We start from the raw sequence: 14,665 nt of genomic DNA on the forward strand, positions 1-14,665 counted from the left end.
CTACAACGGAGCTCAGAAGTATAATGTCCGAATGCACCATGTAATTTTTTTAGATGAGTTGGTAGTATTTAATAGATTAAATTTATTTAAAATTGGGAAGATGAAAACCGAAAGTGGCTACCATCCTCCCAAAAGATAAATTACGTCAAATGCCGGCGGTTTCCCGAATATAACGGCGCGCCTTCACCGCATACTCGAACGGGTTGGCCAGCGCCGGATCCTGCTCGGCCTCCACCACCATCCACCCTTTGTAACCGCGCTCGTCCAGCAGCTTGAACACTGGTCTGAAGTCGATCACGCCATCACCCGGCACGGTGAAGGTGCCCTTCTTCACGCCGTCGAGGAAGCTCAGCTTGTTGGCCTTCACTTCCGCCACCACCTCATCGCGCACGTCCTTCAGGTGGACATGGTTGATGCGCGGCAGATACTTCTCCAGGATCGCCATCATCGCCTGCTGACTGCCTTCCGAATAGTAGGCATGGCCGGTATCGAACAGCAGGTAGACGTCGTCGTTGACCATGCTCATGTAGCGATCGATTTCGGCCGTGGTCTGAATGCCGGTGCCCATGTGGTGGTGCAGACATACCTGCATGCCATTGCCGGCGGCGATCTTCGCCAGCTCGTTGTAACCGTCGGCCACGCGCTGCCACTCTTCATCGCTGAAGTACGGCTTCTCTTCGAACACGCCTTTGGTGGTGCCCTGAATGCTCTTGCTCTGCTCGGAGCAGCCAATCACCCTGGCGCCCATGGCATGCAGGAAATTCATGTGGTTGATAAATTCATCAATGGTTTTGTCTTTCTGGCCGTCGGCGAAAAAGGTGCTGAACCAGGCGTTGCAGATCTGGATGCCGCGAATATCCAGCATCGGTTTCAGCACCGCCGGATCGCGCGGGTATTTGCTGCCCACTTCGCTGCCGGTGAAACCGGCCAGCGCCATTTCACTAACGCACTGCTGGAAGGTGTTTTCCTTGCCCAGATCGGGCATGTCGTCGTTGGTCCAGCCGATCGGCGCAATGGCCAATTTCACGTTGTCTTTATTCATGGTTTGCCTCGGTCCTTGCAGGGCCGCCGGTACAAACGCCGCCGGCGAGCCGAATCAGATTATTTGCCCAACAGCTCTCTTTCGATGCGTTCTCTGGTCGCCACCGCCTGGCTCGGCATCTTTTCCGGGTAGCCGAACAGCGAGGTGCAGATGATCGATTCGCCGCCGACCTTGAAGCTGCGGTTGGCAAATTCCATATCGCGCAGCGTCTGGAACAGGGCGTCGAAATTCACCTCGCCTTCGCCGATGCCGACGTGCTGGTGCACCGCGGCGTCAACGCCCGGCGGGTTGACGATATAACGGCAATGCTTGGTGTGATTCATGGTGTCGGCGATCAGCACGTGGGACAGATCGTCTCCGGCGTACTGCAGCATGCCGGCTACGTCACCCTGCCCCTTGTCGTAGTAGAAGGTGTGCGGCACGCTGTAGAGATATTTGACGTGGTCGCTGCGCAGCGACTTCACCAGATCGGCGGTTTCGTTGCTCAGCTCGCAGAAGTCCCACGGGTGCGACTGGATCTCCATACGAATACCCTCGCGCTCAACGATCGGCAGCAGCTCCTCCATCGAGCGATACCACAGCTCCTCGCAGATCTCCGGTTCGTTGGGATTGCCGGCCAGTTCGGTGTTGATCACCTGCACGCCCATTTCCACCGCAATTTCGATCATCCGCCGCCAGTTTTTGACCGCCGCCTGGCGGCGATCTTCCCCCGGACCGGACCAGCGATACACCACGATAAATGAGGAGATCTCCACGCCGGTCGCTTTTAGGGCGTTTTTATACTCCGCCATGATTTCGCGGCTGGCTTTCGGATGCTTGTAAAACGGGTTGATCTGCGGGTGCGGCGACTGCTCGATGTATTTGTAGCCCCAGTCCGCCACCTGCTGAACCATTTTGGTGACGCCCAAATCCCGGATAACGTCGACATCAAAAGCGATCTTCATGGTCACTCCTCTGCAATCGTGGTTACGCGCTGCGAGCGGTTATTTACCGTAAAACGCCGGGCGCGCCGGCAGGGTCACCGGCACGATCTCGCCGCTGAGCTGGGCCGCCACGCAGGCGTCGGCGGTTACCGCGGCGGCGTAGCCGTCCCAGGCGGAAGGCCCGGTCAACTTGCCCGCGGCTACGTCGTTGATGAAGCCCTGCAGCTCGACGTCATAGGCATCGATAAAGCGATCCTTCCAGTCGGTCAGGATTTCGGTCGACAGGCGGGCGCCGCTGCGCATCTGCACCGAGGACGGTTCCGGCAGTTTGGCGATGCCGGTTTCCCCCACCACTTCGCACTGAATGTCGTAGCCGTACTGGCAGTTGACGAAGATTTCGACGTCGATGCGCGTCCCTTTGGCGGTTTCAAACAGCACAATTTGCGGATCTTTCAGGTGCGGGAACGCCTTCGGGCTCTTGCGTGGGAACACCACCTGCACCGACACATAGTCGTCGTCGAGCAGCCAGCGCAGCACGTCGATTTCGTGGATCAGGGTGTCGGTGATCGCCATATCGGTGGTGTAGGCCTCGCCGACCGTCGGGTTGCGGTGCGCGCAGTGCAGCATCAGCGGCTCGCCGATCTGGCCGCTGGTCAGTACCTGTTTCAGCGCGCGATAGCCCTGATCATAGGGGCGCATGAAGCCGACCTGCACCAGCCGTTTGCCGTGCTTCGCTTCGGCGTCGACAATGTTTTTGCAACCCTGCGCGGTCACCGCCAGCGGCTTCTCGCAGAATACCGGTTTGCCGGCGGCGATGGCCGCCAGCACGAACTCTTCATGACTCGGTCCCCAGGAGGTGACCAACACCGCCTGCACGTCGGCGGCCTTGATCAGATCGTGGCCGTTGTCATACACCCGCGCATCCAGCTGCAGATCGCTCACCACCTTGGCGGCGTTGTCGCGGTTGATGTCGTTGACCGCCACCACGCGGGCGCCCTGCAACACTTTGCTGCAGCGACGGATATGATCGCGGCCGATGGCGCCGGTGCCGATAACCCCAATGTTCAATGTCATTTTCGCTACCCTCGAGATTAATGTATGAAAACGAATCAGTAATCGCGCGCCTTATCGATGTTTTCCTGCAGCTTGCGCGCCACTGCGACGATTTTTTCGCTGTCGGCCACCTGAGCGCCGCCCACGCGCCACCAACTGAGATACTTGTGCACCATGGTCTTCGGCAGCACCTTGATGTCCAGCAGCGTGGACACGGTTTGCCTGCGAGCGTCGGCCAGCGCGTCGAGCAGCTGCTGCTCGGTGGTGACGCGATAGGTTTTACAGCCGTAAGCCGCCGCCAGCATGGCGAAATCGACCGGCACCAGTTTGCCGTCGAGCTTGCCGCCCTGTGGATTGCGGAAGCGGAATTCGGTGGTGTAGCTGTCCATGCCGTGTTCCATCTGCAGGTTGTTGATGCAGCCGTTGGTCATGTTGTCGAACAGCACCACGTTGATCTTGCAGCCTTCCTGAATCGAGGTGACCAGTTCGGAATGCAGCATCATGAAGGCGCCGTCGCCCACCATCGCGTACACCTCGCGCTGGGGCTCGGCCAGCTTGACCCCCAGCGCGGCGTTCACCTCGTACCCCATGCAGGAGTAGCCGTATTCCACGTGGTAACCGTGCTCGCCGCGGTTGTGCCACACCCGCTGCAGATCGCCCGGCAGGCTGCCGGCGGCGGCGACGATCACGCTGTCCGGCGGCAGCTCGCGGTTCAGCACCCCCAGCACCCGGCTTTGCGTCATCGCCGAGCCGGTCTGGGCGATAAATTCGTCGAACACCTGCTCGCGGTCGAGGTGATCGTCTATCTCCGGCACAAAGTCTGCGCCGCTGTATTCCACCGAGTAAACACGCTCGGTCTCTTCACGCTGGGCACCGCGCGCCGCGGCGATGGCGTCGCCCCAGCCGGCGCGATAATCGGCCTGCGCCAGCAGCGCGCCCAGTGCGTTCAGGGCCTCGCGGGCGTCCGCCAGCACCTGCACGCCGTCGAGCTTGCCGGCGTCGAAGGCGCTGACGTTGATATTGAGGAAGCTGACGTCCGGGTGTTGGAACAGCCATTTGGACGAGGTGGTGAAATCGGTGTAACGGGTGCCGACGCCAATCACCAGATCGGCCTGCCGGGCCAGCGTGTTGGCCGCCAGGCAGCCGGTTTCGCCGATGCCGCCGAGGTTGAATTCATGGTCACTCGATACCGTGCCTTTACCAGCCTGGGTCTCGGCGAACGGAATGCCGAAGCGCTCGGCGAATTCGCGCAGCGCTCGCCCGGCCTGCGAGTACTTCACGCCGCCACCGCACACCAGCAGCGGTTTGCGTTTGGCCGTCAGCAGCGCCAAGGCGTCCGCCAACATGCCGTCGGTCGCCGGGCGGCGATCGAGCCGATGCACGCGCTTTTGGAAGAAATAGTCGGGGTAGTCGTAGGCTTCACCCTGCACGTCCTGCGGCAGACACAGCGTCACCGCGCCGGTTTCCGCCGGATCGGTCAACACGCGCATCGCATTGATGCAGGCGCTCATCAGCTGTTCCGGGCGCACGATGCGATCCCAGTATTTGCTCACCGCACGGAACGCGTCGTTGGTGCTGATGCTGAGATCGTAAGACTGTTCGATTTGCTGCAACACCGGGTCCGGCTGGCGGGAAGCGTAAACGTCGCCCGGCAGCAGCAATAAAGGAATGCGGTTAGCGGTGGCGGTGGCCGCGGCGGTGATCATATTGGCGGCGCCGGGGCCGACCGATGAGGTGCAGGCGTAAATTTGCCGGCGCAGCTTCTGTTTGGCGAAGCCGATCGCCGCATGGGCCATCCCCTGCTCGTTGCGGCCCTGGTGCACCCGCAGATCGCCGCTATCCTGTTCCAGCGCCTGCCCCAGCCCCAGCACATTGCCGTGGCCGAAAATCGCGAAAATGCCCGCGACGAATTTGGTTTCCACGCCGTCGGCCAGCAGATACTGGTTATCGAGAAATCTGACGAGCGCCTGCGCCATGGTTAACCTGATCTTGCCCATTTACCCACCCTTTAGATTAAGGGCCGCCCCGGAAAGCGCTCATGCCGAGCCGACAATCCCGTGTTTGTGTTACGCGGCGGCAGCTATTATCTTGAGCAGGCGATGCCCGCGCTGCTCACGAAGTCGACAACCTGAAACGTGAAGCGATTATAAACAAATATATTTTTCATAAAATCACATTACAGAAGAAACATTTCATTTTGCGATAAAGATCGCATATTGCATGAAAAGCCCGTTTCATCTCGTGGTTCAGCCTTCATGGGCTTCGTGCCGCGCACCGGCCGATAAAAGTCGTTGGCACATGGGCTGACAGCCTTTTCCTCTGCCCTTACCTCCCTTTTATGTTCCGCCCCGGCGGCCCTTGCGCAGCCGATTCATCGCCTTTTCCCACGCCCCTGTCGATGTTTTAAACGCATCACATTTTTGGGGTGTAAATTTCATTTCATATTGAAATTGAAATTTTCATTCCCCATACTGTCCCCATGCTTCCTGCAGGGCGCCACGCTCGGGCCGCCGCCGGAGTTTTGCTTAACAGAAGGAAACGGGTATGGCTACACAACAAAAACAGCTTGATGTCATTTGTCTCGGGCGCATCGCCGTCGATTTCTATGCTCAGCAGATCGGCGCGCGTCTGGAAGACGCCGGCACATTCGCCAAATACCTCGGCGGCTCTTCCGGCAACGTGGCCTACGGCACCGCCATTCAGGGGTTGAAATCCGGCATGCTGGCCCGCGTCGGCGATGAACACATGGGCCGCTTTCTGCGTGAAGAGCTGCAGCGCGTCGGAGCCGATACCCGCTGTCTGATCACCGACAAGCAACGATTAACCGGCCTGGTGATCCTCGGCATCAAGGATCAGGAAACCTTCCCGCTGATCTTCTACCGCGAAAACTGCGCGGACATGGCGCTGACGCCGGACGACATCGACGAGGCCTACATCGCCTCCTCCCGCGCGCTGGCCATCACCGGCACGCACCTGTCGCACCCGAACACCCGCGCCGCGGTGCTGAAGGCGCTGGAGTATGCGCGCCGCCACGGCCTGCGCACCGCGCTCGACATCGATTACCGCCCGGTACTGTGGGGGCTGACGTCGCTGGGCGACGGCGAAACCCGCTTTGTGGAATCAGACCAGGTGACCCGCGAACTGCAGGAGGTGCTGCACCATTTCGATCTGATCGTCGGCACCGAAGAGGAATTTCATATCGCCGGCGGCAGCACCGACACGCTGACGGCGCTGAAAAACGTGCGCCGGACTACCGCGGCCACGCTGGTGTGCAAGCGCGGCGCGCAGGGCTGCTCGGTGTTCGAAGGTGAAATCGCCGACGACTGGGCGCAGGTGAAGCTGCACGCCGGTGTGCGGGTTGAAGTGCTGAACGTGCTGGGGGCCGGCGACGCCTTTATGTCCGGGCTGCTGCGCGGCTACCTGAACGATGAGGGCTGGGAGCAGGCCTGCCGCTACGCCAACGCCTGCGGCGCATTGGTGGTTTCGCGCCACGGCTGCGCGCCGGCGATGCCGACCAAACGGGAACTGGACGACTACCTGCAGCGTGAACAGCAGGTCACGCGCCCGGACCGCGACGCACGCCTGAACCACCTGCACCGGGTCACCACCCGCAAGCAACAGTGGCCGGAACTGTGCGTGTTCGCCTTCGATCACCGCAAGCAGCTGGCGGACATGGCGCGCGAAGCCGGCGTCGGCGAGGAACGCATTCCGCGCCTGAAGACCCTGCTGCTCACCGCGGCGCAACAGGCTGCCGCGCAGGCCGGCCTCAACGGCAACAGCGGCATTCTGGCCGACACCACCTATGGGCAGGCGGCGCTGAACGAGATCACTGGCCAGGGATGGTGGATCGGCCGGCCGGTGGAGCTGCCCAGCTCGCGCCCGCTGCGCCTGGAGCACGGCAATATCGGTTCGCAATTGATCGACTGGCCGCAGGAGCACGTGGTGAAGTGCCTGGTGTTTTATCACCCGCACGATGCGGAGGAACTGCGCCGCGAACAGGATGAGCTGATCGCCGACGTCTACCGCGGCTGCTGTAAATCCGGCCACGAGTTGCTGCTGGAGGTGATCCTGCCGGACAGCAACGCCGACAAAGACGAACGTTATTACCTGGAGATGATTGAGCATTTCTACCAGTTGGGCATTCAGCCCGACTGGTGGAAACTGCCACCGCTGAGCGCAGAAAACTGGCGGCAGGTCGGTGCCCTGATCGACACCTACGATCCCTTCTGCCGCGGCGTGCTGATCCTGGGGCTCGACTCCCCGGAGGCGGTGCTGAAGGCGGGCTTCGCCGCCGCCGCGGATGCGCGCTGGGTGAAAGGTTTCGCCGTCGGCCGCACCATTTTCGGCCAACCTTCGCGCCGCTGGCTGCAGGGGGAAATCGACGACGCGGCCCTGATCGAGCAGGTGAAACAAAAATACCTGACGCTGATCGGTTTCTGGCGCCAGTATCGTCCGCAGGCGGGCAGCACGCACTGACGGCAACAGCAGGTTCACGTCCCCTTAAGGCCATTTCGCCGCTTTAAGGGGATTTTTTTGCCCCTTTTCTGTGAAGTCGCGCAATGTGCGATCGAATAAATCGCTTTTTGAGGAAATGAAATTTCCGCTCCGTCTGTTAAAATACCCTGTCAATATTTCAGGCATCAGGCCAATGCGCCTTCACCCCACTGCGAGCCGAATGGATGAACAACCCAACTCAACTTTCGCTGTTACAGGACGAGATCCGCCACCGTTATGAAACGCTGAGCAAGCGTTTGAAGCAGGTGGCGCGCTATATTTTGGATAACAGTAACAGCATCGCTTTCGATACCGTTGCCTCCATCGCCGCACAGGCCAGCGTGCCGCCTTCCACCCTGATCCGTTTCGCCAACGCCTTCGGCTTCAGCGGCTTCAACGAAATGAAGCAGGTGTTCCGTCAGCATCTGATGGAAGAAACGGTGAACTATACCGAGCGCGCGCGCCTGTTCCGCCAAACCTCTACCGACGACAACGTCGCGCCGGAGAAGCCGGCGGAGATTCTCAACGTATTCACCATGGTCAATGCGCAGGCGCTGCAGCAGCTGGCGATGCAGATTGCCCCCGAGCAGTTGGATCGCGCCGTCGAACTGCTCAACAACGCCGAAAACATCTACGTGATCGGCCTGCGCCGCTCGTTCAGCGTCGCCTCCTACCTCACCTATGCGCTGCGCCATCTGGAGCGCCGCGCATTTCTGATCGACGGCCTGGGCGGCATGTTCACCGAACAGCTGAGCATGGTGAAACCGAAAGACGTGGTGATCGCCATAAGCTATTCGCCGTACGCCCGCGAGGCGGTGGAACTGGTGGAATTGGGCGCCAAGCGCGGCGCGCAGCAGATCGCCATCACCGACAGCCAGGTCAGCCCGCTGGCCGCGTTCAGCGACGTCTGTTTCGTGGTGCGTGAAGCGCAGGTGGACGGGTTCCGTTCGCAGGTGGCCTCGATGTGCCTGGCGCAGACGCTGGCGGTCTCGCTGGCGCTGAATAACGCCCGGGACGAGTAAGGCTGGTGTGAACGCGCCCGACAGGCTCGGGCGCGGCGGGATTATTGCAGCAACAAATAGCGGTAGAGCGCGCTTTCCAGATCCTGCATCATGCTGATGAAAAGCAGAATCTCCACCGTTTGGCCGTCGTAGTCATAGATGACGCGGTATTCGCTGTCGGGATCCAATCGTTCGTGCAACCGCACTCCCATGCCCGCCAGCACGGCGTTGAAGCGATAGCGGACGGGATCGTCGGCGATTGCCGCGAGGGACGATAACAACAGATTGTCCACGAACATCCCGGCTGCGACGGCCCCTATCGTTCCGCTCTTATAAGACTCGATGTCTTTCAGGCTCCATTCCGCCGCCGGCGCGACGGTAAAACGTATTTCCTGGGGCATCCTGCACCTCGGGTCTATTTCCGCGCGTCACGCAGCCGCTGCAAGGTTTCTTCGGGCGACAGACCGCGCTGATTTTTAATCTCTTGCTTCGCCATCATAGTCAGTTTCAACAACGCGTTGGACTGGCGCTCGAGATTGCGTTCCCGTATTTCGGCCTCTCTCTCAGCCGCCGTTTGCACAAACAGCTCGGCAACACCATTTTTTGTGACGTAAACCCCGCCTTCAAACAGATCGGGCGAACCTAATCCTTCGCGCGCCGCTTTTTGAGACATGGTGGTTGTCATAGTTTTTCCTCCTGTGTACCGGCATTCTCACTGCATAACAGCGGTTCGTTAGATTCACTCAGCCAGGGAGCAATCGCGTGCGGACAGGTTATCATTTGAGCAAGATAGAGGGCAAATTTAGGTCAAATTTATACCCTGATAAAGAGAAAGCCCGGCAAGCCGGGCCTCAAGCGCCTATTGCGCGGCGGGGTAACCTTCGCCGTTAATCCAGGCGTGGTCTTTTTCCCAGGTGAATTTCCACTGCCGCACCGGCCCGGCCATCACGTTGAGATAATAGTTGTCGTAGCCCGCCAGGGTCGCCACCGGATGATAACCGCGCGGCACTTTCACCACGTCGCGATTGTAGACCGGCATGCATTCGTCGAGCGTGCGATCGTCGGTATAGACGCGCTGCATGCAGAACCCTTGCTCCGGCTGAATGCGGTGATAGTACGTCTCTTCGAGATAGGTCTCGTCCGGCGAATCTTCTTGATCGTGCTTGTGGCTCGGGTAGGAGCTGGTGTTGCCCTCGTCGGTGTAAACCTCCACCACCAGCAGACTGTCGGCCGGCTCGCTGTCCGGCAGAATGTTATGCACCAACCGCTGGTTGCGCCCCTTGCCGCGCCGCTCCACGCCGATTTCCGCCGGCGTGATCAGGCGTGAAGGCAGATGGCCGCTGCCGGGCGCGCTGCACACCGCCAACTCCAGATCGGTTTCTGCCCGCACGTCGATGCGATCGTGGTGCGGCACGTACACCGCGTAAGGCGGCGTGCGCTCGAACGGGCTCATGCGTTTGCCGATATGCGGGTATTCGGCGCGCAGCGTGGCGACGGAGGCGATACCGGCCACCAGTACCAGACACAGTTCCTTGTCACCGCACTCCAGCTGCAGCGACTGCCCGGCGGCCAGGCGGTAAACGTCAAAGCCGACATAGCCCCAACCGGCATTTTCCGGCGTCACGTGCTGGATACGCCCCTCGGCGTTCGGCGCCTGACATTTGGCAAGCAGTGAAGACATTTCGATTCTCCTGTTAACTCCCCGTGCAAAGGCCGCTGCCCCCATGGAGCAACGGCCCGCTCATACTCTGCGATCGCTTAACCCAGCGTCGGCATGCTGAATTCAGACACCGTCTGCTGCCCGGCCGGCCAGCGCGCGGTGGCGGTCTTCATGCGCGTGTAGAAACGCACGCCGTCGGTGCCGTGCACGTTCAGCGCGCCGAACACCGAGCGCTTCCAGCCGCCGAAGCTGTGGAACGCCATCGGCACCGGCACCGGCACGTTGACGCCGACCATCCCGGCCTGCACTTCCTGTACGAACTGGCGCGCGTAGTGGCCGCTGCCGGTAAAGATGGCGCTGCCGTTGCCAAACTCGTGGCCGTTAACCGTGTCGATGGCGGTGCGATAGTCCGGCACCCGCACGATGCCCAGCACCGGCCCGAAGATCTCTTCGCGGTAGATGCGCATGTTCGGCTTCACATGGTCGAACAGCGTGCCGCCGACGTAGTAGCCTTCAGGGTAGCCCGGCACCTGATAATTGCGGCCGTCGGCCACCAGGGTGGCGCCTTCTTCCACGCCCAGATCGATGTAGCCCAGCACCTTTTTCTGGTGAGCGGACGATACCAGCGGCCCCATTTCATTCTCTTCGCCGCCCTGCTGCAAGCCCGGCCCGACGCGCAGCTGCGCGATCAGCGGCTTCAGTTTGGCGATCAGTTTGTCGGCGGTGTCGTCACCGACCACCACGGCGATCGGCAGCGCCATGCAGCGCTCGCCGGCAGAGCCGAACGCGCCGCCCATCAGCGCATTGACCGTGGCGTCCAGATCGGCGTCCGGCATGACGATCGCCTGGTTTTTCGCCGCGCCGAAGGCCTGTACCCGCTTGCCGTGCGCGCTGGCGGTGGTATAGATATGTTCCGCCACGGTGGAGGAACCGACGAAGCTCACCGCCTGAATGCGCGGATCGGTGCACAGCTGCGCCGCATCTTCATTGGCGCAGTGCACCACGTTGAACACGCCGTCCGGCAGGCCGGCTTCTTTCAGCAGCTCCGCCAGGCGCACCGAGGCCGAAGGCACCAGCGCCGGCGGCTTGAGGATAAAGGTATTGCCGCAGGCCAACGCGATAGGGAACATCCACATCGGCACCATCGCCGGGAAGTTGAACGGGGTAATGCCCGCCACCACGCCCAGCGGCTGCATCAGCGAGAAGCTGTCGACGCCGCCGCCGACGTCCGGCGAGTATTCGCCCTTGATCAGATGCGGGATGCCGCAGGCAAATTCGACCACTTCCATGCCGCGCGTCAGTTCGCCCAGCGCATCCGAATACACTTTGCCGTGTTCGCTGACGATAAGCTCGGCCAGCTCGTCGCGGTGCTGTTCCAGCAGCGCCTTGAAATTGAACATGATGCGCGCGCGGCGCAGCGGCGTGGTGCGCGACCAGTCGGCAAACGCCCGGTGGGCCACGTCGATGGCCTGCTTGACTTCGGCGGCGGTGCTCTGCGTGACGCGCCGCTCAACCTGCCCGCTGGCCGGGTTGTGCACGTCGACGGTTTGATTGCTGCTGCTCAGGCACACCTGCCCGTCAATAAAGTTACCCACGGTTTTCATGTCACGCCCTCTTTTCAAGTCCGCTGTCGCCTGGCCACACCCAGGCGGCGCGGCGTTAATCGTCCCGCTCGCCAAACCCCGTCGGCAAGCCGGCTAAATCCTGACCGGATGCAGCAAACTCTATTTCATTGAAAAAAAAGTTTCAAATAAATTGTTTTGAAAAATTTGTTTTTAGTGCGTGAGGTCGCAATTTTGCGGTGTCGATCGGGTTGGCGCTTGCATTGCCGTGCCAGGGAAAGCGCAACTGCGGCGGAGAAAGTTGGGGTAATACACACTGACTTTGCTACAGAAAACCCGCACTGCGCCTGCCCTGCCGCCATTACCGCACGCCCTCGAGCGCCCAAGGTGCCCGAATCGCTCGCGACGGTTTTTTTTGAACTGGATCTAAAAATCAATATTCCATTATTCACTAATTATGAAATAAATGTTCTTGTTTGTTCCAGCATTTATCGACGACATCGCCTTGATGACAGGCACGGTTCACACCCTTCCGCTCGCCCTCTTCCCGACAACCCAACCGTGCGGACGGAAGCCAGGATAAAAATCGGAGCAACACATGTCATATCAGCGTAAGCACAATACCGGCTACATATTGCGAATTTGCGGCATCGCCGCCCTGGGCGGCATTCTATTCGGCTACGATACCGCCGTGATCTCCGGCGCGATCGAAGCGTTGAAAGCCTATTTCGATCTCAGCCCGGCCGAAACCGGCTGGGCCGTCTCCAACGTGGTGATCGGCTGCGTGGTCGGCGCCTTCGCCGCCGGGCCGCTGGCGGCGCGCTGGGGCCGTAAAAAGGCGCTGATGCTGGCAGCGCTGCTGTTCACCGTGTCCGCCGTCGGCGCCGCATTGGCTCCGACCTTCACCTGGTTCGTCATCTACCGCATCATCGGCGGGCTGGCGGTCGGCATTGCCGCCACCGTGTCGCCGATGTACATGTCGGAGGTGTCACCGAAAGACATGCGCGGGCGGGCGCTCAGCATGCAGCAATTCGCCATCGTCTTCGGCCAGATCGTGATTTTCTACGTCAACTTCAAAATCGCCAGCCTCGCCAGTGAAGCCTGGCTGGTGGAAATGGGCTGGCGCTGGATGTTCGCCTCGGGCGTGATCCCCTGCATTCTGTTCTGCATCCTGGTGTTCGTCATTCCTGAATCGCCGCGCTGGAACGTGATGATGGGCCGCGACGATCAGGCGCTGGCGATGTTGACCAAGGTCTCCAACGCCGCCCATGCGCAGAATCTGCTGAAAGAAATCAAAGACTCGCTGCAGCAGGATCAACAGCAGCAGCACCGGAAGCTGAACTACGGCGATGTGCGGGTGCGGTTCATCCTGTTCGTCGGCTGCATGATCGCCATGCTGCAACAGGTCACCGGCGTCAACGTGATGATGTACTACGCGCCGGTGGTGCTGAAAACCGTCACCGAAAACGCGCAGGAAGCGCTGTTCCAGACCATCTGGATCGGCGTGCTGCAGTTGGTCGGTTCGGTCATCGGCGCCATGCTGATGGATCGCATGGGCCGCATTCCGCTAATGCGTTACGGCACGCTGGGCGCCATCGCCGGCCTGCTGCTCACCTCGTACGCGCTCTACACGCAGGCCACCGGCTATTTCGCGCTGTTCGGCATGCTGTTCTTCATGGTGTTTTATGCGCTGTCCTGGGGCGTCGGCGCCTGGGTGCTGGTGTCGGAAATCTTCCCGAACCGCATGCGCGCGCAGGGGATGAGCATCGCCGTCGGCTGCATGTGGGTCGCCAACTTTGCGGTGTCGCAGTCGTTCCCGATGATCAACGACCACCCTTACCTGTTCTCGCATTTCCACGGCGCCTTCCCGATGTGGATCTTTGCCGCCTGCTGCCTGTTCAGCTACTGGTTTATCGGCCGCTATATTCCTGAAACCAAAGGCGTCTCGCTGGAAAAAATGGAACAGGTGGTGCTGGCCAAACGCCTCCGCCAATCCCTGCCCGACGGCAAGCCGCTGCCGCTGGAAAACGGCAAATCCTGATCTCTCAACCCTGACCGCTGGAGTCATGCCCCATGAACATTGCGCTGGACCGCTTCTGCATTAACCGCAAGATCGCGCCGAATCTCGATCTGGACAATTTTTTCCGCCTGGTGAAACGCTGCGGGCTCAGCAAAGTTGAGCTGCGCAACGACATGCCCAGCGGCAAGGTGACCGACGATCTGAGCGACGCGCAGCTCAACGCGCTCGCCGCGCAATACGGCATTGAAATCGTCACGATCAACGCCCTCGGCATGTTCAATCGGGTGGATGACCCGGCGGCGCTGCAGCAGCGCGCCGAAGCGTTGCTGGCGCAGGCGCAGGCCATCCACAGCCGGGCGCTGGTGCTGTGCCCGCACTGCAGCGCCGACGACACGCGCAGCGAGCAGCAAAAACGGGACGATACCCTCGCCGCGTTGCGTCTGCTGGCGCCGCTGTTTGCCCGCTACGGCGTGCAGGGATACGTCGAGCCGCTGGGCTTCGGCATCAGCTCGTTGCGATCGTCGCTGCTGACCCAGGCGATCATCCGCGATTCGGGCGCGCCATACCGCATCGTGCTCGATACTTTCCACCACTATTTGAGCGGTGTGGCGCAAGCCGACTTCGACGCGCAGATCCAGGTGGCGCAGATCGGCCTGGTGCATCTGTCCGGCGTGGAGGATGGGCGGGATAAAGGCGCGCTGAGCGATGAAGAGCGCATCATGCTGAGCGCGGGCGATCGGCTGGAAAGCCGCCGCCAGGTACAGAACCTGGAACGCCTGGGCTACACCGGCGTCTATGCCTTCGAGCCCTTCTCTTCGCAGTTGGACGGCTGGAGCGAGGCGGATATCGAACGGGAAATCCGCCAGAGCATCGCCCTGCTGCAAGGGTAAAAAAAAACGGCCTCCACGGA

Annotated in this window: 12 protein-coding genes; 4 read left to right on the plus strand and 8 right to left on the minus strand. The window is 60.8% G+C overall.

From position 1 onward, the window contains the following. Positions 1-145: 145 nt before the first annotated feature. Genes iolE through iolD form a run of 4 tightly spaced genes read right to left on the minus strand, consistent with a single transcriptional unit; the run spans position 146 to position 5,015 of the window. A complete protein-coding gene (gene iolE, locus ACOWVD_RS21810; RefSeq protein WP_004930840.1) occupies positions 146-1,042 on the minus strand; it encodes a myo-inosose-2 dehydratase in 897 nt (298 codons plus the stop codon). A 59-nt stretch (positions 1,043-1,101) separates the two neighbouring features. After that, positions 1,102-1,986, minus strand: coding sequence for a sugar phosphate isomerase/epimerase family protein (locus ACOWVD_RS21815; RefSeq protein WP_004930845.1), 885 nt, complete (start codon positions 1,984-1,986; stop codon positions 1,102-1,104). Positions 1,987-2,025: 39 nt separating this feature from the next. After that, the gene (locus ACOWVD_RS21820) at positions 2,026-3,039 is read right to left on the minus strand and encodes a Gfo/Idh/MocA family protein (RefSeq protein ID WP_004930848.1); all 1,014 of its coding nucleotides are present in this window, start codon (positions 3,037-3,039) and stop codon (positions 2,026-2,028) included. Between the two features lie 35 nt (positions 3,040-3,074). After that, positions 3,075-5,015, minus strand: coding sequence for a 3D-(3,5/4)-trihydroxycyclohexane-1,2-dione acylhydrolase (decyclizing) (gene iolD / locus ACOWVD_RS21825; protein ID WP_015379331.1), 1,941 nt, complete (start codon positions 5,013-5,015; stop codon positions 3,075-3,077). 547 nt (positions 5,016-5,562) lie between these two features. On the opposite strand from iolD, the gene ACOWVD_RS21830 reads away from it, so the two are divergent. Together ACOWVD_RS21830 and ACOWVD_RS21835 are read left to right on the plus strand one after the other, a co-directional pair. Next, positions 5,563-7,494 carry a bifunctional 5-dehydro-2-deoxygluconokinase/5-dehydro-2-deoxyphosphogluconate aldolase gene (locus ACOWVD_RS21830; RefSeq protein ID WP_197763990.1) on the plus strand — a complete coding sequence of 644 codons (1,932 nt, stop codon included), beginning with the start codon at positions 5,563-5,565 and terminating at the stop codon, positions 7,492-7,494. Between the two features lie 203 nt (positions 7,495-7,697). Then, complete coding sequence (locus ACOWVD_RS21835; protein WP_004930856.1) at positions 7,698-8,534, plus strand: MurR/RpiR family transcriptional regulator; 837 nt, start codon at positions 7,698-7,700, stop codon at positions 8,532-8,534. A 41-nt stretch (positions 8,535-8,575) separates the two neighbouring features. Here the strand turns inward: ACOWVD_RS21835 and ACOWVD_RS21840 are convergent, their stop codons facing one another. The 4 genes from ACOWVD_RS21840 to ACOWVD_RS21855 all read right to left on the minus strand — a co-directional run bounded on the left by ACOWVD_RS21840 (position 8,576) and on the right by ACOWVD_RS21855 (position 11,777). After that, positions 8,576-8,914 carry a hypothetical protein gene (locus ACOWVD_RS21840; RefSeq protein WP_049240493.1) on the minus strand — a complete coding sequence of 113 codons (339 nt, stop codon included), beginning with the start codon at positions 8,912-8,914 and terminating at the stop codon, positions 8,576-8,578. 14 nt (positions 8,915-8,928) lie between these two features. Beyond that, on the minus strand, positions 8,929-9,198 hold the full coding sequence (locus ACOWVD_RS21845) for a hypothetical protein (protein WP_004930864.1): 270 nt from the start codon (positions 9,196-9,198) through the stop codon (positions 8,929-8,931). Between the two features lie 174 nt (positions 9,199-9,372). After that, a complete protein-coding gene (gene iolB, locus ACOWVD_RS21850) occupies positions 9,373-10,194 on the minus strand; it encodes a 5-deoxy-glucuronate isomerase (RefSeq protein WP_044030037.1) in 822 nt (273 codons plus the stop codon). 77 nt (positions 10,195-10,271) lie between these two features. Further along, positions 10,272-11,777, minus strand: a complete 1,506-nt coding sequence (locus tag ACOWVD_RS21855) for a CoA-acylating methylmalonate-semialdehyde dehydrogenase (protein ID WP_021505174.1) — start codon at positions 11,775-11,777, stop codon at positions 10,272-10,274. 556 nt (positions 11,778-12,333) lie between these two features. Between ACOWVD_RS21855 and ACOWVD_RS21860 the strand changes: the two genes are divergently transcribed. Both ACOWVD_RS21860 and ACOWVD_RS21865 read left to right on the plus strand, forming a co-directional pair. Further along, positions 12,334-13,776 carry a sugar porter family MFS transporter gene (locus ACOWVD_RS21860; RefSeq protein ID WP_049240490.1) on the plus strand — a complete coding sequence of 481 codons (1,443 nt, stop codon included), beginning with the start codon at positions 12,334-12,336 and terminating at the stop codon, positions 13,774-13,776. Between the two features lie 32 nt (positions 13,777-13,808). Beyond that, on the plus strand, positions 13,809-14,645 hold the full coding sequence (locus ACOWVD_RS21865; protein ID WP_004930876.1) for a TIM barrel protein: 837 nt from the start codon (positions 13,809-13,811) through the stop codon (positions 14,643-14,645). The last annotated feature ends 20 nt before the right edge of the window (positions 14,646-14,665 follow it).

It is taken from the genome of Serratia sp. SA088 (assembly GCF_049065515.1).
GTDB classification, from domain to species: domain Bacteria; phylum Pseudomonadota; class Gammaproteobacteria; order Enterobacterales; family Enterobacteriaceae; genus Serratia; species Serratia nematodiphila.